The organism is Salinigranum rubrum (assembly GCF_002906575.1).
GTDB lineage: Archaea > Halobacteriota > Halobacteria > Halobacteriales > Haloferacaceae > Salinigranum > Salinigranum rubrum.
Window position 1 is genome coordinate 2,459,162 of sequence record NZ_CP026309.1, and the last position, 23,910, is coordinate 2,483,071.

Annotated in this window: 21 protein-coding genes, 1 tRNA gene and 3 pseudogenes; 8 read left to right on the forward strand and 17 right to left on the reverse strand. The window is 68.3% G+C overall.

Annotated elements, in window-relative coordinates; translation table 11 throughout:
• Positions 1-171: 171 nt before the first annotated feature.
• Together C2R22_RS12070 and C2R22_RS12075 are read right to left on the reverse strand one after the other, a co-directional pair.
• Positions 172-2,429: pseudogene (locus C2R22_RS12070) on the reverse strand (CDC48 family AAA ATPase).
• Between the two features lie 70 nt (positions 2,430-2,499).
• A complete protein-coding gene (locus C2R22_RS12075; RefSeq protein WP_103425976.1) occupies positions 2,500-2,748 on the reverse strand; it encodes a DUF7127 family protein in 249 nt (82 codons plus the stop codon).
• Between the two features lie 166 nt (positions 2,749-2,914).
• On the opposite strand from C2R22_RS12075, the gene C2R22_RS12080 reads away from it, so the two are divergent.
• On the forward strand, positions 2,915-3,688 hold the full coding sequence (locus C2R22_RS12080; protein ID WP_103425977.1) for an alpha/beta fold hydrolase: 774 nt from the start codon (positions 2,915-2,917) through the stop codon (positions 3,686-3,688).
• An 80-nt stretch (positions 3,689-3,768) separates the two neighbouring features.
• Positions 3,769-4,119, forward strand: a complete 351-nt coding sequence (locus tag C2R22_RS12085; RefSeq protein WP_103427660.1) for a hypothetical protein — start codon at positions 3,769-3,771, stop codon at positions 4,117-4,119.
• Positions 4,120-4,347: 228 nt separating this feature from the next.
• Here C2R22_RS12085 and C2R22_RS27455 read toward each other — a convergent pair.
• The 5 genes and pseudogenes from C2R22_RS27455 to C2R22_RS12105 all read right to left on the reverse strand — a co-directional run bounded on the left by C2R22_RS27455 (position 4,348) and on the right by C2R22_RS12105 (position 8,723).
• A pseudogene (locus C2R22_RS27455) lies at positions 4,348-5,186 on the reverse strand (RtcB family protein).
• A complete protein-coding gene (locus C2R22_RS27460) occupies positions 5,165-5,851 on the reverse strand; it encodes an RtcB family protein (protein WP_394342362.1) in 687 nt (228 codons plus the stop codon). The pseudogene C2R22_RS27455 and the gene C2R22_RS27460 overlap by 22 nt, the downstream one beginning before the upstream one ends.
• A 75-nt stretch (positions 5,852-5,926) precedes the next feature.
• Positions 5,927-7,042 carry a DoxX family protein gene (locus C2R22_RS12095; protein ID WP_103425978.1) on the reverse strand — a complete coding sequence of 372 codons (1,116 nt, stop codon included), beginning with the start codon at positions 7,040-7,042 and terminating at the stop codon, positions 5,927-5,929.
• Between the two features lie 164 nt (positions 7,043-7,206).
• The gene (locus tag C2R22_RS12100; protein WP_103425979.1) at positions 7,207-7,668 is read right to left on the reverse strand and encodes an archease; all 462 of its coding nucleotides are present in this window, start codon (positions 7,666-7,668) and stop codon (positions 7,207-7,209) included.
• A complete protein-coding gene (locus tag C2R22_RS12105; protein ID WP_103425980.1) occupies positions 7,665-8,723 on the reverse strand; it encodes a DUF502 domain-containing protein in 1,059 nt (352 codons plus the stop codon). The genes C2R22_RS12100 and C2R22_RS12105 overlap by 4 nt, the downstream gene beginning before the upstream one ends.
• Before the next feature lie 393 nt (positions 8,724-9,116).
• Here C2R22_RS12105 and C2R22_RS25070 point away from each other — a divergent pair, with 393 nt between their 5' ends.
• From C2R22_RS25070 to C2R22_RS12120, 4 genes are all read left to right on the forward strand, one after another.
• Complete coding sequence (locus C2R22_RS25070) at positions 9,117-9,464, forward strand: HalOD1 output domain-containing protein (protein ID WP_162562471.1); 348 nt, start codon at positions 9,117-9,119, stop codon at positions 9,462-9,464.
• A gap of 891 nt (positions 9,465-10,355) precedes the next feature.
• A complete protein-coding gene (locus C2R22_RS12110) occupies positions 10,356-10,832 on the forward strand; it encodes a GNAT family N-acetyltransferase (RefSeq protein ID WP_103425981.1) in 477 nt (158 codons plus the stop codon).
• A 42-nt stretch (positions 10,833-10,874) separates the two neighbouring features.
• The gene (locus tag C2R22_RS12115; protein ID WP_103425982.1) at positions 10,875-11,843 is read left to right on the forward strand and encodes a sugar phosphate isomerase/epimerase family protein; all 969 of its coding nucleotides are present in this window, start codon (positions 10,875-10,877) and stop codon (positions 11,841-11,843) included.
• A complete protein-coding gene (locus C2R22_RS12120; RefSeq protein WP_103425983.1) occupies positions 11,843-12,964 on the forward strand; it encodes a Gfo/Idh/MocA family protein in 1,122 nt (373 codons plus the stop codon). The genes C2R22_RS12115 and C2R22_RS12120 overlap by 1 nt, the downstream gene beginning before the upstream one ends.
• A 23-nt stretch (positions 12,965-12,987) precedes the next feature.
• Here the strand turns inward: C2R22_RS12120 and C2R22_RS12125 are convergent, their stop codons facing one another.
• The 5 genes from C2R22_RS12125 to C2R22_RS12145 all read right to left on the reverse strand — a co-directional run bounded on the left by C2R22_RS12125 (position 12,988) and on the right by C2R22_RS12145 (position 17,637).
• Positions 12,988-13,830, reverse strand: a complete 843-nt coding sequence (locus C2R22_RS12125; RefSeq protein WP_103425984.1) for a translation initiation factor eIF-2B — start codon at positions 13,828-13,830, stop codon at positions 12,988-12,990.
• Between the two features lie 96 nt (positions 13,831-13,926).
• Positions 13,927-14,190 (reverse strand): DUF5822 domain-containing protein, encoded by a 264-nt coding sequence (locus tag C2R22_RS12130; RefSeq protein WP_103425985.1) that lies wholly within the window; start codon positions 14,188-14,190, stop codon positions 13,927-13,929.
• A gap of 471 nt (positions 14,191-14,661) precedes the next feature.
• A complete protein-coding gene (locus C2R22_RS12135) occupies positions 14,662-15,219 on the reverse strand; it encodes an HAD family hydrolase (RefSeq protein WP_103425986.1) in 558 nt (185 codons plus the stop codon).
• A 58-nt stretch (positions 15,220-15,277) separates the two neighbouring features.
• Positions 15,278-16,420, reverse strand: coding sequence for an acyl-CoA dehydrogenase family protein (locus C2R22_RS12140; protein ID WP_103425987.1), 1,143 nt, complete (start codon positions 16,418-16,420; stop codon positions 15,278-15,280).
• 95 nt (positions 16,421-16,515) lie between these two features.
• The gene (locus C2R22_RS12145) at positions 16,516-17,637 is read right to left on the reverse strand and encodes a CBS domain-containing protein (protein WP_162562472.1); all 1,122 of its coding nucleotides are present in this window, start codon (positions 17,635-17,637) and stop codon (positions 16,516-16,518) included.
• Positions 17,638-17,763: 126 nt separating this feature from the next.
• Here C2R22_RS12145 and C2R22_RS12150 point away from each other — a divergent pair, with 126 nt between their 5' ends.
• Positions 17,764-19,089, forward strand: a complete 1,326-nt coding sequence (locus tag C2R22_RS12150) for a carboxypeptidase regulatory-like domain-containing protein (protein WP_103425989.1) — start codon at positions 17,764-17,766, stop codon at positions 19,087-19,089.
• A 52-nt stretch (positions 19,090-19,141) separates the two neighbouring features.
• Here C2R22_RS12150 and C2R22_RS12155 read toward each other — a convergent pair whose 3' ends face one another.
• The 3 genes from C2R22_RS12155 to C2R22_RS12165 all read right to left on the reverse strand — a co-directional run bounded on the left by C2R22_RS12155 (position 19,142) and on the right by C2R22_RS12165 (position 21,402).
• Positions 19,142-20,353, reverse strand: coding sequence for an alanyl-tRNA editing protein (locus C2R22_RS12155; RefSeq protein ID WP_103425990.1), 1,212 nt, complete (start codon positions 20,351-20,353; stop codon positions 19,142-19,144).
• A gap of 197 nt (positions 20,354-20,550) precedes the next feature.
• Positions 20,551-21,084: a helix-turn-helix domain-containing protein gene (locus tag C2R22_RS12160; protein WP_103425991.1), complete on the reverse strand. Its 534-nt coding sequence runs from the start codon at positions 21,082-21,084 to the stop codon at positions 20,551-20,553.
• A gap of 233 nt (positions 21,085-21,317) precedes the next feature.
• Positions 21,318-21,402: transfer RNA gene (locus C2R22_RS12165), tRNA-Leu, on the reverse strand.
• Between the two features lie 145 nt (positions 21,403-21,547).
• Between C2R22_RS12165 and C2R22_RS12170 the strand changes: the two genes are divergently transcribed.
• Entirely contained in the window at positions 21,548-22,114 is a 567-nt protein-coding gene (locus C2R22_RS12170; RefSeq protein ID WP_103425992.1) for a DUF420 domain-containing protein, read from the forward strand.
• Between the two features lie 59 nt (positions 22,115-22,173).
• Here the strand turns inward: C2R22_RS12170 and C2R22_RS12175 are convergent.
• Both C2R22_RS12175 and C2R22_RS12180 read right to left on the reverse strand, forming a co-directional pair.
• Positions 22,174-23,246: pseudogene (locus tag C2R22_RS12175) on the reverse strand (radical SAM protein).
• On the reverse strand, positions 23,243-23,860 hold the full coding sequence (locus C2R22_RS12180) for a halocyanin domain-containing protein (protein WP_103425993.1): 618 nt from the start codon (positions 23,858-23,860) through the stop codon (positions 23,243-23,245). Before C2R22_RS12180 ends, C2R22_RS12175 begins: the two are co-directional and overlap by 4 nt.
• Positions 23,861-23,910: the final 50 nt, after the last annotated feature.

The following is a 23,910-nucleotide window of genomic DNA, read 5'->3' on the forward strand; positions in this document are numbered from 1 at the left end:
GGACAGGTCATCGGCACCGCGCAGCCCAGTCGGGCCGGCCCGATGGAGCGCATGGTTTCAGGACCGACCGCGGCTGAGCGAGCGGAGCGAGCGAGGGCGAGGCGTTCGTTGGTGAACCGTTTTTCGAGCGGTTCGAGGCTGCTGGAGGCAGCCGAGGACTCGAAGAAGGTTCTACTGGAACGTCCGGCTGACTTCGTTGGTGTCCCGCTCGACCTCGCTCTTCTTGAAGCGCTGTTCGATCTCCTCGTAGCGCTTTCTGGTCTCGTCGGTGACCGAGGGCGTGACCTCCGCCAGGGCGCCCTCGAAGTGGTCCATCGTGATGCGGACGTTGCCGACCGACTCGCCGATCTCCTCCTTGGAGACGCTGCGGATGAACTCCCGCGAGGCGCTCATCGCGGCCTCGCGGCAGACGGCCTCGACGTCCGCGCCGACGTAGCCCTCGGTCTTCCGCGCGAGGGAGTCGAGGTCGACGTCGTCGGCGAGCGGCTTGTCCCGCGTGTGGACCTCGAAGATGGCCCGGCGCGCGGCCTCGTCGGGGACGGGCACGTGGACGTGTCTGTCCAGCCGCCCGGGCCGGAGGAGCGCCGAGTCGATGAGGTCGGGCCGGTTCGAGGTGGCGATGACCACCACGTCCTCCAGGGCTTCGAGGCCGTCCAGTTCGGTGAGGAGCTGTGAGACCATCCGCTCGCTCACGCCCGAGTCACCGCTGTTGCGGCCGCGCTCGGTGGCGATGGAGTCGATTTCGTCGAAGAAGACGACCGTGGGAGCGTTCTCCCGCGCCTTCTTGAACACCTCTCGAACCCCTTTCTCCGACTCCCCGACGTACTTGTTCAGCAGTTCGGGGCCCTTGATGGAGATGAAGTTCGAGTCGGCCTCGTTCGCGACGGCCTTCGCCAGCAGCGTTTTTCCGGTTCCGGGCGGGCCGTAGAGCATGACGCCCTTCGCGGCCTCCATGTCCAACTGCTGGAACACCTCGGGGTACTCCAGCGGCCACTGGATGGTCTCGCGGAGCCGTTCTTTCGTCCCTTCGAGCCCACCGACGTCCTCCCAGGTGACGTCCGGGACCTCCACGAAGACCTCCCTGAGCGCCGAGGGTTCGATGCCCTTCAGCGCCTCCTTGAAGTCGTCGAGGGTCACCTGCAGCCGTTCGAGTATCTCGGCGTCGATTTCGTCGGCCTCCAGGTCGAGTTCGGGGCGGATACGCCGGAGGGCGTTCATCGCCGACTCCTTCGCCAGCGATTCGAGGTCGGCGCCGACGAAGCCGTGGGTGTTGTCGGCGAACTCGTCGAGCTGGACGTCGTCGGCGAGCGGCATGTTGCGCGTGTGGACCTGCAGGATCTCCTTGCGGCCCTCGCGGTCGGGGACACCGATCTCGATCTCGCGGTCGAACCGACCTCCCCTCCGAAGGGCGGGGTCGATGGCGTCCACGCGATTGGTCGCGCCGATGACGACGACCTGGCCTCTGGACTGGAGGCCGTCCATCAGGCTCAGGAGCTGGGCGACGACGCGGCGTTCGACGTCGCCGGACGTCTCCTCGCGCTTGGGCGCGATGGAGTCGAGTTCGTCCATGAAGACGATGGCCGGGGCGTTCTCCTCTGCCTCCTCGAACACCTCGCGCAGCTGCTCTTCGGACTCCCCGTAGTACTTCGACATGATCTCGGGGCCGGAGATGGTGTGGAACGAGGCGTCGATTTCGTTCGCCACCGCCTTGGCGATGAGCGTCTTGCCCGTCCCCGGCGGCCCGTGGAGGAGGACGCCCTTCGGCGGATCGATGCCCAGCCGCGAGAACAGTTCGGGGTGGCGCATCGGCAGCTCGATCATCTCGCGGACCTGTTCGAGTTCGCGGTCCAGCCCACCGATGTCCTCGTAGGTGATGGTGGGACCGCCGTCGCTCCCGGTCGAGGTCTCCTTGATCTGTTCGGCGGGCTTCTGCGAGATCTGGACCTCGGTCGAGTCGTTGACGACGACCGTCCCGGAGGGCTGGGTCGACGCGACTCGCAGTGGGACGGTCTGGTTCGACGAGGCCATGAACCCGAAGCCCAGCGGAAGCTGGACGGTCTGGCCCGTCGTCACGGGCTGCCCGGCGAGCTTGTCGCGGATGTACGTGCCGATGTTCCCCCGATGCGGAGGTTCTGCGGGAGCGCGACGGTCACCCGCGAGGCGGGCTTGACGTCGGCCTTCTCGACCTCGACGCGGTCGTCGATACCGACGTTCGCCTGCTGGCGAAGCCGGCCGTCGATGCGGATGACGCCCGTGCCGTGGTCCTCGGGATAGCCGGGCCACACCCGGGCGATGGTCGAACCGTTCTGTCCCTTGAGGCGGATGAAGTCGCCGCCTTCGAGGCCGAGCTCTTCGGCGGCCTGCCGGTCGATGGCGGCGAGTCCGCGCCCTGCGTCCTTCTGTTTCAGCGGTCGAACGATGAGTTTCATGCGATATCTCGTGTGTTGGTAGGATGTCCGTCGATGTGTGCGTACCGGCGGTCGCTGGACACGGCTCGTGTCACTTCGCGACCGTGATGGTCAGCACGCCGTTCTGTACGGCGACGTCGGCGTCGGTGCCGGGGAGTTCGAACTCCGTCTCGGCGACCCCGTCGCCGGTGTCGACCACGACGATGGCCGTCGTCCCGACCACGTCGACGTCGACCGCGTCGTCGGCGACGCCGAGGTCGGCCGCGACGATCCAGCTGTCGTCGTACTCGTAGCGGCGGAGGAACCGGTCGTTGGCACCGGCGAACTGTTGGGTACTCATGTTATCAACTAACCCCAAGTTAGCTTTCTACATATATAAATCTTTCTCAGACGAATCAGGAGACGGCGGCCGGGTGCCTCTGAGAACTCGATTTGCGGTTCCGCTCCTGAACAGACGCGCCAGCCGTCGGACGGGGCTTTATCCCACTGCCTCGCAGACAGTCACTATGGACCGGACGACACACCACGGACGGACCACGGCCTACCGGACGCGCGGGGAAGGGGACGGTCCCGGACTCCTCTGCGTTCACGGGAGCGGTGGGTCGCACGCGGCGTGGCGCGCGCAGTTCCGACTCGCGGACGCCACGCCGGTCACCGCGCTCGACCTGAGCGGACACGGCGAGAGCGACGACGTCGACGCCGACCCGGGCTACGAGGCGCTGTCGGCGTACGCCGACGACGTGGTCGCCGTCGCACGCGAGGTGGACGCGCGCGTCCTCGTCGGCAACTCCCTCGGGGGTGCAGTCGCCCTCACGACGGCGCTCGAACGCGACCTCGCCCTCGATGGCCTCGTTTTGACGGGGACCGGGGCGCGGCTCGCCGTCCTCGACGACCTGCTGGTGTGGCTCGACGACGACTTCGACCGCGCCGTCGAGTTCCTCCACGAACCCGACCGGCTCTTTCACAACCCGACGGACGCGCTCGTCGAGGCCTCCACGGAGGCGATGTACGACGCCGGCCGAACCGTCACCCGCCGCGACTTCCGGACGTGTCACACGTTCGACGTTCGCGACCGACTCGCTGACCTCTCCGTTCCGAGCGTCGCCGTCGTCGGCGAGTACGACCAGTTGACGCCGCCGTGGTACCACGAGTACCTCGCAGAGAACCTCCCGGACTGTACCGCCGCCGAGATACCCGACGCGGCCCACCTGGCGATGCTCGAACGACCGACCGCGTTCAACGAGGCGGTCCGCGAGTTCCTCGACGAGCGCCCGTCCTGACCGGTCTCACGCCCCGTCCCCGACGGCACACACTGCTTATCCGTCTCGACTCGCTAGAACGCTCGATGAGCGACGAGGACGTGACCGTCACGGTCACCTACTACTGTCCGCACTGCGGCGCGCTGGCCGAACTGGAGCGCGACGCGTACCTCGCCGACAAGGCCGTCACGCCGTACCCGTTCGAGGGGTGGACGTACGCGAACCCCGACGAGGAGTACGAGGAGAGCGAGGGCGTCCGGTTCGTCTGTGGCGACGAGACGCTCAAGCGGGGCGAGGAGGGCTGTGGCGAATCCTTCTATCTGAGCTTCGTGAAGTACGAGAACGGGAGAGAACTCGACCCCCGCCAGCCTACAGAACGCGTCGAACTGCGCGACCGACCGGGGCCACGAAGTCCGGGCGGACCGCGGGGTCCGTCGGGTCCGACGGGATGACGCGTGCCGGTCGGTGGACAGAGAGTCGGCGAGGCTGGTGAGACCGTAACGACAGTACTACCGAATGGGTCGCGCGGGGAACAGCGCCGTCCGTCCTGCCCCCCAGGGCTATCCACACCCGTGACCACGGGACGGGACTGCTCCCACTTCGGACGTGTGGCGGGTCGGACAAAGACGGTACCGCTCGTTCTCAGTCACCTGTAACGAGCGTGGGCCTCTTCAGGCGGCTCAGCCCTTGATGTTGCACACGGGGAAGGTGCGGACCACCGTCTCGCCGATGCCCAGTTCGTCCGAGACGCGGACCACCTCGTCCACGTCCTTGTAGACGCCGGGGGCCTCCTCCGCCACCGTGGCTCCCGACTGCGCCTTCACGTATATCTGGTTCCGGTCGCGGAGTTCGGACTGAACGTCCCCGCCCCAGAACTCCTTTTTCGCCTGTGTCCGACTCATCAGTCGCCCCGCGCCGTGGGCGGTCGACCCGAACGAGCGCGCGAGCGACTGCTCACCCCCCGGAGGACGTACGACCCCGCGCCCATACTCCCCGGGATGATGACGGGCTGGCCGACGTCGCGGTACGCCGGCGGGACCTCCTCCCGCCCGGCGGGGAACGCCCGCGTCGCCCCCTTCCGGTGGACGTACAGTTCGCGCTCTTCGGTCCCCACGCCTTCGTCGTAGGCGGTCGGCCTCCCCGCCGAGTCGACGGCCACCTCGTGGACCTCCTTCTTCGCGATGTTGTGCGCGACGTCGTACAGCAGTTCCATCCCGAGGTCCTCCCAGTCGGTGCCGAAGACGTCGGCGAACACCTCGCGGGTGCGGTGGGTGATGAGCTGGCGGTTCACCCACGCGAAGTTGATGCAGGCGCACATCGCGCGGTAGTACTCCTCGGCGAGGGGGGACCCGGCCGGCGCGGCGGCGAGTTCCTTGTCCGGCAACTCGTCGAGGAGGTCCGCGTGCTCCTTCTCGATGCGCCGGAGGTAGTCCGTGCAGGTCTGGTGGCCCAGCCCCCGCGAGCCACAGTGGATGAGGACGACGACCTGGTCCTCCTCTAACCCGTAGGCGTCGGCCACGTCCCCCGGAAGACGTCGGTGACGCGCTGCACTTCTAAGAAGTGGTTGCCCGACCCGAGCGAGCCGACCTGGTTCTTGCCCCTGTCCTTGGCCTTCTGCGACACCGCCGAGGCGTCGGCCTCGGGCCTGAACCCCTCGTCCTCGCAGTGGGTCAGGTCCTCCGGGACGGCGTACCCCTTCTCCAGCGCCCACTTGACCCCCTCTTCGAGAATCCGCTCCACCTCGCCCTTCGACGTCTCGACGACCCCGCCGCCGCCCAGCCCCGAGGGGACGCCGTCGAAGAGGGCGTCGACGAGTTCCTGTTCTCTCCCCTGTACGTCCTCGTAGGAGAGGTCCGTCCGCACCATGCGGACGCCGCAGTTTATGTCGTATCCGACACTTCCGGGCGAGATACAGCCCGTCTCGACGTCCGTCGCACCGACGCCTCCCACCGGAAAGCCGTACCCCTGGTGTCCGTCGGGCATACAGAGCGCGTAGTTCGCGATGCCGGGGAGGTGCGTCGCGTTTCTGAGCTGTGAGAGCGTCTTGTCGTCGCCGATCTGTTCGAGGAGCTCCTCGCTGGCGAACACCCGCGCGGGGACGTTCATCTCCCCGTGCTTCTCTAGCTCCCAGACGTACTCGTCGACCTGTTCGAGCGTGATGTCGCCGAACTGGCGTGTGGTCATACGGAGAGAATCAACGCGTTCGGGGGAAAGCGTTCCGTCCGCGCGCCGCCAGCCACCCCCGGTCCCCGGTTCGCCTCAGTCGGCGGCGCTCGGGGACTCTTCCAGCGGGTCGGGGACCGCATCGGGCACCTCGCGTGCGGCCCACGCGTCGAACGAGAGGGGGCCGGCACCCGTCACGAGGAGCGCGCTCACCAGACCGAACAGGGAGATGTGCGCGACGACCGGGTCGTCGGGGAGTCCGAAGAGCGTCGTCGTCAGGAGCACGAAGGCGACGCCCGAGAAGAGACGGGTGAAGACGCCGGCGAGGAGCGCCATCCCCACCGCGGCCTCGACGAGGCCGGCGCCGACGACCCACAGGGCGGGGTCGACCGGCACCACCGCCGTCAGGTCGTACTTGGCGACGACTGCCAGCGAGTCACCGGGGTTCGCGAGCTTCTGAACCACGCCGAGATAGACGAACGCCACGCCGACCCCCGCGCGGAGGACGAGCGGGACGTACTCCCGGAAGCCGTCGACGCGTTCGACGAACGGGACGGCCACCCGTCGGTAGAACGGGTCGATCCGCGAGTAGAACGTCCGGCCGTCGTCGGCCATGCGCGCGACGACCTGGTCGGCGCTCGGGCGGCCGCCGCCGACGAGCGCGATGGCGAGGAAGCCGGGGACGTACTCGAACGCGAGCAGCAGGTCGGACGAGACGGCGAGCGCGGCGAGGTACACGACGAACCCGAACGCCGCCATCAGCCGGGTTCCGAAGCCGAACAGCAGGCAGAATCCGACGGTGATGCCGAACAGGCGGACCAGCGTGGGCGACGCCGGGGCGAACGCCGGTGTGAACAGGTAGCCCGCGAACCCCGCGCCGACGAGCGGGAGGCCGACGCTGAGTCGGAGCAACCAGGGCAGGAGGTCGCGGTACCCTGCCAGCAACTGCCGCAGCAGGAGGACGTCGTGACGGAGGGGGCGAATCCGAAGATACGCGAGGACGGCGGCGACACCGACCGCCGCACCGCCCGCGAGCAGCGCCGCGTTCACCGGCTCCGCGAGCGTCGAGACCAGGAAGCCGAGCGGGTCCATCTCGTCACCGCCGGGCGTGACGTACTGGACGTGTGCGCGCACAGGAACGGCGACCGTCGCGGAGAGAACGACGGTGAGCAGTGTCGTCGTCCCGGCGAGCCGCGTTCGAGGAGAATCCATTACTCGTATGTGAGTACTCGACCGACCTAAGCGGCACGGCCCGTTCTCGGTCGGCGAGAAAACTCACGAACGTTCGGTCGCTACAGAGGGACTGCTGTCAGTCGCTCCGGTATCGACCGCACGACGTCGTGCGGGCGGAGCGGTCACCGTGACCGCAGTCCCGCTCACACGTCGAAGACGACGTACGCCACCCAGCCATCGGCACCCGGTTCGAGCCGCATCTCGGAGTACGTCACCGCCTTGACGTCACGCGCGTCGACGCGGTCGAAGGGAATGCCGCGCGCGCGGCCGTCGACGCGCCACACCGGTTCCGCCTCGCCCCCGTCCCCGCTCTCGGGCGCCGACTCCGGCTCGGGCTCGGAGACGACCGCCTCGTTGTCCGCGGGGAGGACGCCGCGGACGTCGCGCTCGTAGATGAGTTGGTCCAGGTAGTCGAATAGGAGCGCCTCCCGGGACTCGGCCTCGACGGTGAACGTCACCGACTCGTCGTCGTCCGCGGGCGGGGGCACGTCGTCGCACATCGCCGCCGTGAGCCCGTCGGCGACGGCGGCGAAGACGCCCGAGAGGCTCTCGGCCTCGGCCTCGACGGCGACGTCCGCGGTGTGGTCGCGGAGTCGAAACGTCATTCGCGTTCCTCCTGTTCGTCGGACTCCCGACCGGTCCGTTCGGCGGGAGGGTCGTCCGTCCGCTCGCGCTCGTCGTGGGTGCGGTCGGCCCGCTCGGCGGGGGGCGTGTCGGTTCGCTCGCGTGCCTCGCTGGCCCGGTCCGCTTCGCGGGCCGGGCGGGTGGCGTCGGGGTCGACGTGGTCGTCGTGCCCCCGCTCGGCGAGGTCACGGGGGCGGCCGGCGTGAGCGGGGTCGACATCGGCGCGGTACCGCGCCGTCCGGTCGTGGTCCGGTCGTCGGTGGAAGGACGTCGCCCGCTCCGGTCGGGTCCGACGGTCGACGGCTTCGCCCGCGGCGAGCGTCCGTATCTCCTCGCCGGAGAGGCCGCCGTCGAGGTCGGAGTCGGCGATGGCGACGCCGCTCGTGACGATGGTCTGGACGCCCTCCTCGACGGTGAGGTCGACGTCCATCACGCGGTCGGTCGGCAGGTGGACGAGGTGGCCGCCCATCACGGGGTTCGGCGCCATCGGGAGGAACATCGTCACCATCTCGTCGTGCGGCGTGGGCTCGGCGAGCGCGTCGGGCGTCTCGGTCGTGACGAAGCCGAGCGTGTACGACCCTTCGTGGGGGAACTCGACGAGCTTCACCTCGCGGAAGCTCTCCGTGTCAGAGGAGAGGACGACGTCGGACATCTGCCGGAAGCTCTCGTAGATGGAGCCGAAGCCGGGAATGCGCGTCGCCGCGCGGTCGAAGTAGTCGACCGCCTGCTCGCCGTACCGCGAGCGCTCGACGGCGAACCCGACCCCGAAGACGCCACAGAGGACGACCACGGGAATGGCCAGTTCGAGCAGGAGTTCGGCAGAGACGACGAGGCCGGGGACGAGCGTGATCCGGTTCGAGACCGAAAAGAGCGCGGCGACCAGCGCGAGGTAGCGGTAGAGCGTGTTGAACAGGACGGCGAAGACGAACGTCGTGACGAGGACCGGGACGACCACGGCGACGCCCGTGATGAACGATTCGCGGACGACGTCGGTCACGGAGCGGACGGGGGTCCCCGCCTCGGACAGCGGCGCCATGTGTCGTCCTGTGTCGGGTGCCTACCAAAGCGTTCCGGGACGTCGGCTCCGATGAAACCACTGTCCGGTCCGTTTCGGCGTCGTGCTGAATACTGGGCGCATCTCGGTCACACGAGTTCGGAGTGTCGCTCGGAGCGGATGGAAGGCACCGAAGCCCGCTGAGATTACTGTCGAGGGGGCCGACGGAGAGGGCGTGATTCGTTGTTTCCGTAGACTTATTCGTGTGTGGCCGAACCGTTCACCAACGGATAACACCATCATACTGTGTGTCTGTGCCCCAATCATGAAGGGGCCGCTTGAGCGCCGGAAACCCGGCAGACGCTCCCTCGTTCTCTTCGCGTGTCTGCTCACGCGGGACGTATCACAGAGTGCTAATGCGTTCCGTGAGCCACTATGACCGACCGCAATCCCACCGCAGACGATAGCAATAGCTCGTCCCACGAGAATGAATCCGAAACAGTCCCACCCGCTCAGCCGTCGAGAGACGTTTTCCGCTCAAAGTACGGCGAGGACGAACTCCCCTCGAAAGCCGTTATCTCGGCAGTCTCGGCAGTGACAGGAGTAGAACCGACGGAACTGGAGTGTCTGCACGACAGTATAAACCCCGACACCCTTGATACCCTCATGGATGGGCCAGTGGTCATCGGGGACGGCGGGGGGGTTTGCGTCAACTTTCAGTACTCCGGCTACCGTGTGAGTGTTCGGAAACACGGGAGCATCACCATTCTTGAGAGCGCGTAGGAGCGCAGGTCATGAACGCTCTTCGTCCGAACTGCATGGAAGCACACGGAGAGACGGGGGTCGCGTGAGTTCGACAATCCCGATGGTCCGACGTACTCTTCGAACGCCCTGAGTGAGAGAACGAGTGGATGGTGAGCGTCTGACGGCTACGAAGACCAATTGTACCTCGAAGGACAGCGCCACTCGTGCTGACTCCATCCTCTGTATGTAGCACGCTGATTGTCTCGATCGAGCAGACCTCAGACACGGTCTGGATGTCGCAAGTGAGGTGTCTCTCACGGTACGCGGTTCGGGTGGGTGTCGTTCGGCAGGTGAGTGAAACGGGTCCGTTGTACGGGTGGTCGTGCGGGAATCGACGGAACGACGAGGTCCTCCAAGAAGACCGCATGGCACACGGGCGCGGTGAAACCGCAGCCCCGCTCCGGGCCGTTCGTTCACTCGCTTCACTCGCTCACGAAGACCTCCCCAGCCGGTGCGGCCGGGACGGAGCCCGGCCGCGGCCCTCGCGCGCCGTTTCGCTCGCGGGCTCGCTCACTTCCGCGCGCCGACCGTCGCGAGACAGTGCGGTGGTACGTGACGTCACGCGGTCCCTCCGCGTGACGCACGCGTGAGGGCTTCGCGGGTGTACCGAGCGAACGGCTCGAAACGGCGGAGCCGCTTCGGTGGGTAACCGAACGAGTGTACCGAGTGAGAGTCGGCTAGGGAGGGTGATGTCACACCGCCCCGATGCTCGCGCGGTCCGCTCCGGTCACCGACACGTTCGCAGCAATATCGACCTTCCGTACCCGACCGCGACAGACGTTACCGACACACCGAACACCCTTCTCTCCCCGGCTCGACACCGTCGGACGACGACGGAGTTATATTCCATACTCGTGTACGTGTACGCCAGTGAGTGCCACAATCGAGAAACGGGTGGACGGCCCCAACGACGCCACGCACGTCGAGGCCGCGTGGGCGCTCAAAGAGCGGATCAGGCAGGCCGAAGGCGTCCTGAAGCAGCGGCGCGGCTTCTTCGTCGACGCCTACCGTCGGTCGACGACCCACCTCCTCTTCGACGGCGACGACCTCGTCGGTTTCGTCTCCGTCCGACGCGACGGCTACATCCTCTTTCTCGCCGTCGCTCCCGAGGCCCGCGGCCAGGGGCTCGGTCGTCGACTCGTCGCCGAAGTCGCACAGCACCACCGCTCGGTGACCTGTCACGCCCGGGCGACCAACGAGAACGCTCTCCGCTTCTACGAGCACATCGGCTTCGAGGTCCGACGACGGATCGACAACTACTACGAGGACGGCGGCAACGCGTACTACCTCCGCCTCGGGCAGGACGCCTCGTTCCGGGAGCGACTCTCGGAGTTCTTGCGCCGCTGACGCGACGGAAATTTTATTCGCGGTTCGAGAGTAGCCCGGCGCATGGACGTAGGTGTACTTACCGTTCCGCTCGGTGGCGAGTCGCTCGACGACGCCCTGGCGTATCTCTCGGGTCTCAGCGTCGGTGCGGTCGAACTCGGCGTCGGCGGGTTCCCCGGCGACGACCACGTCGACCGGCGTGGTCTCCTCGACAGCGAGGACGCCCGGACCGAACTGACGGACGCGCTCGACGAACACGGCCTGCGGGTGAGCGCGCTCGCGACACACAACAACCCGCTCCACCCCGACGACGAGCGGGCGGGGGAGGCCGACGAGGAACTCCGGGAGGCTATCGACCTCGCGGCGGCCCTCGACGTGAACACGGTGACCTGTTTCTCGGGCCTCCCCGCCGGTGGTCCCGACGACGAGGTGCCGAACTGGATTACGGCACCGTGGCCGACCGAACACGCCGACGCTCACGAGTACCAGTGGGAGGTGGCGACCGACTACTGGGCTGACCTCGCGGACCACGCCGCCTCGAAGGCGGTGGACGTCGCCATCGAGATGCACCCCAACATGCTCGTGTACGAGCCACACGGCCTGCTCCGCCTCAGGGAGGCGACGAACGAGCGCGTCGGGGCGAACTTCGACCCCTCACACCTCTACTGGCAGGGTATCGACGTCACCGAGGCGATTCGGTTCCTGGGCGAACACGACGCCATCCACCACGTCCACGCGAAGGACACCAAAGTGTACGAGGCGAACGCGCGCACCAGGGGCGTCCTCGACACCACGGCCTACACCGAGGAAAACGAGAGAGCGTGGCTCTTCCGAACCGTCGGCTACGGCCACGGCGAGGCCCACTGGAAAGACGTCGTCTCGACCCTGCGGATGGTCGGGTACGACGGTGCCCTCTCCATCGAGCACGAGGACTCGCTCACCTCCTCGCGCGAGGGACTGGAGAAGGCCGTCGACGTTCTCGGGCGCGCCGTCTTCGAGACCACCCCCGGCGAGGCGTACTGGGCAGAGTAATGACGGAGGAACTCACCGTCGGCGTCCTCGGCTACCGGTTCATGGGGAAGGCACACTCGAACGCCCTGGCGCGCCTGCCAATGTTCTTCCCCGACGCCCCGGACGTCGACCGGCACACGCTCGTCGGACGCGACGAAGCGGCGCTGGCTGAGGCCGCCGACCGCTTCGGCTTCTCGCAGGTCGAAACGGACTGGCGCGACGTGGTCGACGAGGTGGACGTCTTCTACAACCTCGGCCCGAACCACCTCCACGCCGAACCCTCTATCGCGGCGCTGGAGGCGGGCGCGCACGTCTTCTGCGAGAAACCGCTCGCGCCGACCCTGGCGGAGGCCGAAGAGATGTACGAGGCGGCGCAGTCTTCGAACCGAGTCGCCGGCTGTGCGTTCAACTACCGGTTCGTCCCCGCCATCCGGTACGCGAAGGGCCTCATCGACGACGGCGAACTCGGCCAGATACACCACGTCCGGGGGCGCTACCTGCAGGACTGGCTGGCCGACCCCGACGCGGAGTGGTCGTGGCGCAACTCGAAGGAGTTGGCAGGCAGCGGGGCGCTCGGTGATCTCGGCGCGCACACCCTCGACCTCGCGCGCTTCCTCGTGGGGGACGCCGCGGGCGACCTGACGCGACTCTCGGGGCACCTCCGGACGTTCGTCGACGAGCGACCCACGGGCGACGGCGAGACCAAGCCCGTGACGGTCGACGACGCGTACACGGCGCAGGCCGAGTACGAGAACGGGGCCGTCGGAACGTTCGAGGCCTCGCGGTTCGCCACGGGCCACAAGAACGACCACACCATCGAGATTCACGGCTCCGAGGGGAGCCTCGAGTTCTCGCTCGAACGGTTGAACGAACTGGAGTACAAGTCGAGCGAGAGTCGAGGGTACGAGACGATTCTCGTCACGGACGGCTCGGACCCGTACATCGACCACTGGTGGCCGCCGGGGCACGTCATCGGCTGGGAGCACACGTTCGTCCACGAGAACTACGAGTTCCTCTCCGCGATTGCGGAGGGCGAGGAGTTCCACCCCTCGTTCGCCGACGCCTACGAGGTACAGAGAGTGCTGGACGCCATCGAGCGGTCGGACGAGCGCGGCGAGTGGGTCGAGGTCGACCGCGACTGAGCTCAGGTCGGTCGACCGGCGTGTTACAGTTCCTGCACGCCCTCGTCGGTGACGACTTCGTCGATGAGTTCCACAGGAGTTGCGTCGTACGCGGGGTTCTCGATGGTGATGTCCTCGACGGGTTCGAGGAGTACCTCCGTGGCGGGGCGGACCTCGTTCTCGAAGCGGAACTCGTCGATGAGCTTCGTGCTCGACCCGACGACGGTGACGGGGACTCCAACTCGGTTCGCCGTCGCGGCGAGCGGAAACGTCCCGATGCGGTTGTAGAGAGTGTTCTCGACGATGCAGTCCATCCCGATGACGACGCGGTCGCACTCGGGGAGGAAGTGCCCGCAGGCGGCGTCGACGACGAGGTGGGTGTCGACGGTCTCGATGGCCGCGAGCGACCGGGCGGTCTTTCGGCCGAGGTAGCGGGGGCGCGCCTCGGTGACGTACGCCGTCAGTTCCACGTCGGCGGCGGCGGTCTCGATGGCGTCGAGGACGGTCGAGGAGTAGTCGTGGGTGAGGAACGTCTCCCCCTCGGTGAACGTCTCGGCGGCGTTGGCGGCCGCCTCGCGCTTGCCCCGTTCGATGTCCTCGACGACGGCCTCGATGGTGTGTTCGAGCGTGGCCATCGAGCCCTCGACGGTCGTCGACGCGCCGATGACCTCTTCGAGCACCCGACGCATCGCGTTGTGGAGCGAGGCGTGGGAGGGGTTCGAGCGGCGGAGGGCACCGACGTTGTGCTCCAGCGCCCGCTCGAAGTCGTCGATGGCGGCGTACTCCCGCTCGGTGAGTTCGGCGAGCGCGCGGGTGGCCTTGATGGCGACGACCGAGGAGCTGTGGGTCTGCATCTCCCGAATCTCCTCGATGGTCTCGTCGATCATACTCCCACGTGCGAGGGTGGCGGGGAAAACCGCTTCGGGCCGCTACTCCGTTTCAGGCCGTTACTCCGTTTCAGACCGTTACTCCGTTTCAGGCCGCTACTCCGTTTCCGGTCGTCCGACGCCGCCGTCGCCGGCGTTGGTGTGTCGGGCGTAGAGGTAGACGACGAGGGCGGTGAGGAACCAGATGACCGCGCCGACGCGGATGGCGAACGAGGCGCGCGCGCCCCACGTGGTGAGCGTCGTCGTCGTCGACAGCACCGCGACGATGGGCGACCCGACGAGGATGGTCACGACGAACGTCGTCTGCATCACCCACCCGAAGTCGACGCCGTCGGGGTCGGAACGTTCGACCGGTTGCACGTTTTCGGGTTCGTCGGTGGGGAATAAGAGGTGTCGGTTCGCGTTCGCGTCGGGAGTTGTGATTCGTGTGTGGGTGCAGTCCTCGATTGAGACGAACGGTGCTGTCTGAGGACCGGAGCCGCCGGCACGGAGGCCGCGCGGTCACGCGCCACCGCCTCCTCTTGTGGCGGTCGGCGCGTGAGAGTGAGCGACTGGAAGGAGCGAACGAACGCGCGAGGGTCTGCTCGCGGCTCCGTCCGCGACCCACCGGCGGACGAGTCCGCCGAGTCATCCACTCGCTTCCTCCGGTCGCTCGTGGAGAGACCGGGTGGGGAGGGCGAGGCCGCGGCCACACCGCTCTGGCGACTCCGCGGTCCCCTCGTCGTTCTCAACGACTCCGGTGGCGACTCCGCAGTCTCTTCGTTCGTTCTCAACGACTCCGGTGGCGATTCGCCGACGACTCATCGCGCAGTACGCTCGCTCGACAGAGGATCAGAACGACTCCACGGACCGATACGCCACGCCCGCACGCTCCGCGGCCGTCCGGTCCCGCGGGGAGTCGCCGACGAACACCGCACGCTCGGGCGCGACGCCGACGCCGCGAAGCGTCGCCAGCAACGGCTCGGGGTCCGGTTTCCGCGTCGCCACCGTGTCCCGACCGACGACGGCGTCGACCCACCCGTCGAGGTCGTGCGTCTCCAGGGCGAGTCGGACGCTCGCCTCGCAGTTGAGCGAGCAGACGCCCACCGGGACGTCGTGGCTCGACACCCGGTCGGCGAGCGGCAGGCGAGTGGAGACCCGCGCGCCCTCGCGTTCGTGCTCGCCGATGATGGCCTCTATCTCGTCGCGCAGTCCTTCGCGGTCGGCTAAGTCGAGCATCGCCCAGAGGTCGTAGCCGGCGGCGTCGACGCCGTGGTCGTCGAAGCGGGCTACCGCGTCCCGCGCGACGGTGTCCCAGTCGACGGCGAGGTGGACGAGCGTCCCGTCGAGGTCGTAGACGACGGCCTCGAACCCGTCGAGGTCCGCGGCGGAGGCGTGGGTGTCTGTCACTACGCGAGAGGAGACGGGACGCCATAAAGAGCGCTTCGGCGCGCGACCGAGTAAAGGGTCAGTCGACGACGCCGCGGGCGATGATCTCCTTCTGTATCTCGGAGGTGCCCTCGTAGATGGTGAGTATCTTCGCGTCGCGGTAGAAGCGCTCGACGGGGAAGTCGGTGGTGTAGCCGTAGCCGCCGTGGACCTGAACGGCCTCGTTGCAGACGTCCACGGCAGACTCGCTCGCGAAGTACTTCGCCATCGCCGCCTCGGTGCGGGGGTCCGCACCCCTGTCGGCCCGCTCGGCGGCCGCCCGGACGAGTTGCCGGGAGGCGTGGACCTTCGTCGCCATGTCGGCGAGTTTGTGCCTGATGGCCTGGATGTCGGCGATGGGGCCCCCGAACTGCTCGCGGTCTCGAGCATACGAGACGGCCTCGTCGAGCGCCGCCTGCGAGAGGCCGACCGCCTGCGCCGCGATGCCGATGCGGCCTCCGGTGAGGATGTGGAACGCCGCGGAGAGCCCCTTCCCCTCCTCGGTGAGGCGGTTCTCCGCCGGGATTCGGACCCCGTCGAACGTCAGCCCCGTCGTGTCCGACGCCCTGAGACCGAGTTTGTGCTCCTTCTTCCCGACTTCGATGCCGGCCGATTTGGGGACGAGGAACTGTGTGATGGAGGAGTCGTCGTCCGGGTCGGTCTTCGCGAAGACGATGCAGACGTCGCCGCGCTCGCCGTTCGTGATCCACTGTTTCTCCCCGTCGATGACGTACTCGTCGCCCTCCTTTCTGGCCGTGGTCGTCATCTCCGCGGGGTTCGACCCCGCGTCCGGTTCCGAGAGGGCGAACATCCCGACCGGCCGACCCGTGGACATGTCGGGGAGGTACTCCTCTCTCAACGCCTCGCTCCCGAACTCGGCGATGCAGGAGGTGGCGAGGCAGTGGACCGACAGCGCCGTCGCCACGGCGAGGTGGCCGTAGGCGACCTCCTCGTTGACGACGCTGTAGGTGAGGCGGTCGGCGTCGTAGCCGCCGTACGCCTCGGGCGTCGTCAGGCCGGTCAGGTCCAGTGCGGCGAGTTCGTCCCACGCCTCCTCGGGGAACGTCTCGGTGGCGTCCGCCTCCCCGGCCCCCGGACGGAGTTCCTCGACGGCGAACCCGCGGACGACCTCACGGACGGCTCGCTGCTCCTCGGAGAGCGAGTCCGACGCTGCCAGTGTCATACTCGCTCGACGGGGGCCGACGAAGAAAAACCTGCGCCGGTTCGGCCGCTCGCGCTACTCGTCGTGGCGTGACCGCGGTACGCCCGTCGTGGTGGCTACCGGTCGCTGGGTTCCTGCGGTACCTGTCCGTGCGGCTTCTCGGCCGTTCGCTGGTTCTTCAGGTCGAGGACGTTCCGTTCGAGCGTCTCCAGTGCGGTCGACAGCGCGTCGGCCGCGCCGTACCCCTCGCCGGTCCCGGCGACCTGGTCCTCGTCGGTGAACAGCCGTATCTGACACCGGAACAGCGACTGGCCGCGGAGTTCCTCGTCGTGCTTCTGGAAGTCGACCTGCGCGTCGATCACGTCCAGTTTCTGGTCCTTCTCGACGATGGCCTCGATGCGCCTTGGAACCTCCTCGCGCTCTTCGGTCCGGAGATACTCGGGGTTCGTCACCTGGACGTCGAGCCGTTCCGACTCGGCGACGACGAGCGCTTGGAGCACGTCCGTCTTCGAGATTACGCCGATCAGGTCGCCGTGAGTATCGTCGGTGACGACCGCGAGTCCGTCGTAGCCCGTCTCCAGCATCCGCTCGACCGCCGACTGGACCGTCCGGGTGGGAGTCGTCGTCTCCGCGGGACGGCTCATGACGTTCTCGACCGGCAGTTCGAGCAGGTCGGCCTTCTCGCCGCCGCGGTCGCCGGCCGACGGTGCCTGCGCGCTTCGAACGACGAACTCGACGAGGTCGTCCGTCGTCGCCACGCCGACGAGGTCCCCGTCGTCGAGAACCGGCAGCCGAGTGAGGTCGTTCTCGCGGAGGTCGTTGACGAGTTCGCCCATCGCCGTCTTGCGGTCGACCGTCGCCGGTTCGGTCGTGTAGACGTCCGCGACGTCGATCGCCGAGAGCGAGTCCGACACGGCTCGAAGCAGGCTGTCTCGGGTGACGACGCCCCGAAATGCCTCGCCGTCGAACACCGGGGCGATCGTGGTCTCGTTCTCGACGAGGAGGCGAGCGACCTCGCGGACGCCCGTCTCGCTGTCGACCGCCGGAACGCGCCGCTGGATCGACTGCACCTCGGCGTCGTCGCTCAGCCGCGACCGGAGGAGGTCACGCGGAAGCACCGCGCCGGTCACGTCCTCGTCGACGACCAGGACGGCCTCCGTCGTGGCCGTCTCCAGTTCGGAGCGAACCGCACCGACGCGTGTCTCTGGCTCGGCAGTCTCGTACTCCTGAGTTACCATCGACTGCTCCATGGGTGTGTCCCGGTCGAGGTGGAAACGGAATCAACCATCGGCCTGCACGCGAAAGCAACCTCGTAGTAGTCAGACATACAGACATATTACTCCCCGGGAGTGTACTATCCAGGTATGCAGCGGAACGCCCTCATCGTCGCCGGACTCGTCGTCGTCGCGTCACTGGCCGGAGCCCCTGGGACCGCCCTCGCCCAGTCGGACGACGAACTGGTGACGTTGACAATCGAGGTGGTGAACCCCTCGTCGAACCAGCGGCTCGGCGGCGTGACGCTGGTGGCGACCTGGAACGGAGGAGAAGAACGAGTCACGACGGCGTCGAACGGCCAGGCGCTCATCGACGTTCCCGAGGCCGCGACCGTCGAGATAACCACCGACGACGACCAGTACACCCGCAACGAGCCGTACCGAATCCGCGTCGCAACCGAGCGGTCACACACCATCGAGGTGTCGCGGAAGGCCGACCTCGACGTGGTCGTCAACGACGCGGAGGGACCGGTCGCGAACGCCCGTGTCACCCTCTCGCAGGACGGGGTCGAGGTGGTCAGCGGCCGAACCGACTCCGACGGCCTGTACCAGTCGGGGACGGTCGCACAGGGCGAGTACACGCTCGCCGTCGTGAAGCCCGGCTACTACCGCACCACGCAGGATATCGTCGTCGCCGGGTCGCCCGAACGGACGGTCTCCATCGAACGCGGCCGCGTCGACTACGACGTCGTCGTCGAGGACCCCCACTTCGACCCGGCGCGACCCGTCGCGGACGCGACCGTCTCGGTGCAGGGGGTCGGCGAGGTCCAGACGGACGACAACGGGGCGGCGACGCAGCTCCTGCCCGTCAACAGCCGGCTCGAAGTGACCGTCTCGAAGGAGGGGTACGAGACGGCCACCGAGACGGTCACGACCAACGAGAGCGAGAGCTCGCTCGTCTTCGAACTCAGCCGTGAGGCGACCCTCTCGCTCACGCCGGTGAACACGCGGGTCGTCGTCGGCGAAGTCGTCCCCGTCGAGGTGACGAACGCCTACGGCGAACCGGCGTCGGGAGTGACGGTCCGACTCGACGGCGAGGCGGTCGCACGGACGGACGAGAACGGCCGCGCGACGGTCCGCATCGAATCGGGCGGCGAGCACGAACTGACCGCGCGCGGCGGCGGGGCGACGTCCGAGGCAGTGACCGTCCGGGGTGTCGGCGAGGGTGGGGAGACGGCTACCGCAGAGACACAGGAGACGACGGAGCCCGAGACCACCCGTGCGACGACCGCTCCGGCGGGTGACTCCGGTCCCTCCCCGCTCACCACGTTCGGACCGCTCGTCGTGGTCGTACTCCTGATCGCGGTCGGTGCGGCGTACCTCTACCGACGGCGACGCGACGACGCGCCCAACCCGTGGGCCGACGACGAGGAGGAAGAAGAGCCGGAGGCGGACGACGACGACGAGATGTGGTAACGGCGGCAGTCGTCGGGCCGCTCTCGAGTCCCGTTCTCCTCGCACGGTCGCTCTACTCGGCGACGTCGTCACCCTCGCGGAGGAACGCCACGACCTCCTCGGGGGCGGCATCGAGCCCACCGCCCTGTGCGAACGGCGGCCCGCCGCCGCCACCGCCGCCGAACCGCTCAGTCACGCTGTCGACGACGTCGCCCGCGTTGACAGCCGACGACGACGCGACCACGACGAACGGTCGCCCCTCGCCGCCGACGGCGGCGACGACCTCACCATCGCTCGCGACCCGCTTTGCGGCCTCGCCCGCGGCGTTCGCGTCGAACCCGTCGACGCTTCCGACGCGCCAGGCGACGCCCTCCCGGTCGACCGCCTCGAACGACCGGAGTCGGCCGTCGAGGAGGTCACCGCGAAGCTCCGACAGTTCCGCCGAGAGCCGCTCGTTCTCGTCGCGGAGCGATCCGACGCCGTCGGCGAGGTCGGCCACGCCGACGCCGAGTTCGCGCGCGGCGTCGAGCGCCGCCCCGTGGACTGTCGCGCGGTGGTCGATGCCGGGTTCGCCGACGGCGAACTCGACGCGGGTGAGCCCCTCGCCGGGGTTGGAGCGTTCGAGGACCGAGACGGGGCCGATGACGCGCGTGTTCGAGACGTGCGTCCCCCCGCAGGCGGCGACGTCCCAGCCGTCGACGGTCACGACTCTGATCGAATCCGAGTCGGCCATCACCCCACCCTCGGTCTTGGTGTTGAACGCGACCTCTTCGCGGTTACGGGCTTCCTCGGTGGGTATCTCCTCCCACGAGACGGGGCGGGACTCCCACACCGCGCGGTTGACGAGCCGTTCCAGTTCGACGAGGACGGCGTCGTCGACGTCCGTCGAGGTGGCGAAGTCGACGCGGACCTTTTCGTCCCCGATGCCGAAACCGCCGTAGCCGAGGTCGTCGAGGAGCCGCCGCCCGGCACCGTAGAGGACGTGGCTCGCGGTGTGCGCACGCATGCAGTACGTCCGGAACTCGTCGTCGATTCGCGCCTCGACCGTGTCGCCCGCGGCGACCGCGACGCCGTCCGGGTCGGTCCCGAGGGTGTGTTCGACCCGGCCGTCACGGGCCTGGACGTCGACCACTGTCTCGCCCGCGAGCGTCCCGCGGTCGGCCGGCTGGCCTCCACCTTCGGGGTAGAACCAGGTCCTGTCCAAGACGACGGTCGACCCGTCGACCGCCGTCACCTCGGCTTCGAACGTCCTGACGTCGGGCTCCTCTGAGGCTCGTGAGTGCACGTCCGCCGTGGCACGCCGCTGGTGAAAAAGGCTTCCGCCCGGCCGGTGGATGACGGCCGCCCACGCGCTGTACGAGTTCGCCGGGGTTCGGGCGCGCGTCGTCGCGTTCGGAGGCGACGCTCCTCGCGTGATTCCACGAGGAACGGTCGTGAGACGACGGACGCTCGGTGCGTCCGGAGGTGGTGCCGGGACGTCGGTTACTCGTCGATGAGTCGGACGTCGAGTCGGTTCTCCAGCGCCCGGATGACGGAGCCACCGACGCCTGCCCGTGACGCTCGGCCCTGTTCGACGGCGAGCAGGTCGGCCTCGTCGACGTCGAGTTCGGTCGCCAGCTCTTCGAGTTGGAGGCCCTCGGCCTGTCGGGCCTCTTCGGCGATGTCGCCGTAGCCCGAAACCAGATAGGGGAGGCGGTCCTTCTCGTAGTTCGTCCCCTCCTTCTCCCAGTGGGTCGGGTCGCCCTTCTGCTTGTCGTACATCTTCGCCGCACGCTGGGCCGCACGCTTCTTCCGGTTGCCCTCGAATCCGGAGTCGTCGCTTCCGTCGCCCGAGCCGCTCCGGTCGCGTCCCCCACCCCCGCCGCGCTGGTCACCGTGAGGCGCACAGGAGCCGCAGACGAGGAGGTCCGCGCCCGCGACGTTCGCACGTCGCAGGTCGCCGGTCTCCTTCCCGCAGAGCTCGCAGGCGTCACCGGCATCGCCGCCGCCACCCGAGCCTGTCGAGTATTTAGCCATAACCTCCGTACTGGTTCCAACCGTTTAAATTCGCGGACACGTCGATGTCGCCCGTTACTCGGCCCGTTCGGGTCGAACCCGTGTCCGACGGGAGTCCGCGCAGTCGTCGCTCGTCGTGTAGCGTTCGGAAGGATTGTGCGTGGGTGTTGTCCGCAGAGGGACGACACCTGCATCGTCTTGCCTCGGCGGCTGACGCCGCCTCGGTTGAGTGGTTCGTGGAACCACCCGTGCGATGCGTGGGACCGGATTTGAACCGGCGGACCCCTATGGGACAGCGCCCTCAACGCTGCGCCGTTGGCCTGGCTTGGCTACCCACGCTCGCAGTGGCGTGTGCAACACTTCGTATCCCGCCCCCGATTAAATGACTTTCCTTTCGGGGGCGGGGTGTCGGGCGTTCTCACGTCGAGGACGGGCGAGAGACGAAGTCCAAACCGTTTTTTCCGCTCCTTCCCTCGCTTCGGACATGGAACTCCGTGCCCGTGTACGCGGTCACGTCCGCGAACTCACCGCGCTGCTCACCGCCGTCTCGCTCGCGCTCGTCTTCGGCGCGGCGCTCGGTGCCGTCCCGCGGACGGTCCTGCCGCGGGCACCGGACGCCGTCTTCGCCGTCATCCCGCACGTCAACGCCGTCATCAGCACCGTCGCCATCGTCACCATCCTCCTCGGCGTCCGCGCGATCAGGGCGGGCAACTGGCGACGCCACCGGGCGTTCATGCTCGCCTCGCTCGTGCTCTTCGTCGCGTTCCTCGCGCTGTATCTCTACAAGGTGAGCGTCCAGGGTCCCGCGCCGTTCCCCGGCCCCGACACGGTGTATCGGTTCGTCTACCTCCCGACGCTCGCCGTCCACGTCGTCCTCGCCATCGTCTGTCTCCCCCTGCTCTACTACGTCGCTCTCCTCGCGCTCACCCGGTCGGTCGCCGAACTCCGGCGGACGGCCCACGCGCGGTTCGGTCGTATCGCCGCCGCGCTGTGGCTCGTCTCGTTCGTCCTCGGCAACGTCGTGTACGCGATGCTGTACCTCGTCTACTGAAACCGAGACCGAGGCAGGGTTGCTGGGGTGGGGGCGTCGGCGAACGCGGCGACCCCGCGTCAGTCGGCCGTCTCCGGGCCTCCGGTCGTTCCGGCGTCCCACTCCTCGGGCACGTACGGACAGAGCGGGTCGCTTCCGAACGGGTCGCCCGTGCGAGCGTACGCCCGCGACCGACTGCCGCCGCACTGCTCGCGGTACGCGCAGACCCCGCACTTTCCCCGGAGGTTCGAGCGGTCCCGAAGCGCCGAGAAGAGGTCGGAGTCGCGGTAGCGGTCGACGACCGAGTCGTCGCGGACGTTCCCCGCCGATTTGGGCAGGAAGCCCGAGGGGTAGACCTCGCCGACGTGTGAGACGAACGCGAAGCCGTCGCCGGCGAGGACACTCGGGCGTCCCCCGCTCGCGCGCTCGGGGCGACGCCCGCACGCTCCATCCCGACGCGGCGGAACTGCGGGGCCTCGGTGGTTTTGACGTCGAAGCGCTCCTCCTCGCGCACCGCGTGGAGCCACTCCATCACTCGGTCGGCGCGCTCGGGCGACACCGGGTCGAGGAGTCGACCGCGGCCGACCGGGACGAGGAAGAAGACGCTCCAGCGGTCGACGCCCAACTGAGACACGAGGTCGCGGATTCCGGGCAGTTCCTCGACCGTGTCCGCACAGACCGTCGTGTTTACCTGGAGGCCGACGCCGGCGCGGTCGGCGGCGCGCGCGGCGCGGAGCGTGTCGACGAAGCTCCCCGCCTCGCCGCGGAACCCGTCGTGGGTCTCGGGCCTGGCGCCGTCGATGCTGAGCGCCATCCGCGACAGGCCCGCGTCGGCCAGCGCCTCGACCCGCTCGCGCGTCAGGGAGGCCGTCCCGCTCGGCGTGAGCGACAGCCGAAGTCCCCGGTCGGTGCCGTAGTCGACGAGGTCGGTGAGGTCCGGTCGCTTCAGCGGGTCGCCGCCCGAGAGGACGACCAACTGTCCGCGACCGAACTCGCGCGCGTCGTCGAGGAGCGCCTTCCCCTCGGCAGTGGTGAGTTCGTCGGGGTGGCGACCCGGTTTCGCGTCCGCCCGGCAGTGGTCACACGCCAGGTCGCACGCCTGGGTGACCTCCCAGATGAGCACCAGCGGGCGCTCGGACGTGTCGAACGTCATCCCTCGACGACGACCGCACCCTTCATGCCGAGCGCCCGGTGCGGCGTACAGGCGTATTTCACCGTCCCCGACCCCTCGAACGTGTGCGAGAACGTGTGGTCCTCCTCGGCGACGAGTTCGCTCTCGAAGCGGCCGTCCTCGGCGACGACGTCGTGCGACGCACCCTCACCGGTCCACGTCCAGACGACCGTCGTCCCCGGACTCACCCGGACCGCGGCCGGAGCGAACGCGTAGGCGCCGCCGTTGCCCTCGGCGCCGACGGTCACCGCCACCTCCGACTGGCCGGTCCGGTCGGAAACGCCGTCGAAGTTGGCGACGCCGTCGAACCAGCCGTCGAACGAGACCGAGGAACCGGCCCCCGACCCCGAGTCGTCGCCCGTCGTGGCTCCGTCGCTGGAACCGGAGTCGGGGGTGGAGTCGGCGCCACCGCTGCCGTCGGTCGCAGTCGGCGTCCCCGTCGTGCCGGCTGTGTCACCTCCGTCACCGCCGCTGGACTCGGCGGAGTCGCCGGACGACGCGGACCCCGCACAGCCGGCGAGCGTGCCCGCGGCGGCGACACCGAGCGTCTTCAGCACGGTTCGGCGGTCGGTCGTGACGAGACGGGTTCGGCTCATCACCCGTCGGTTGGCGAGTCGGGGAAAAAGTGTGCGCCCCTGATTTTCAC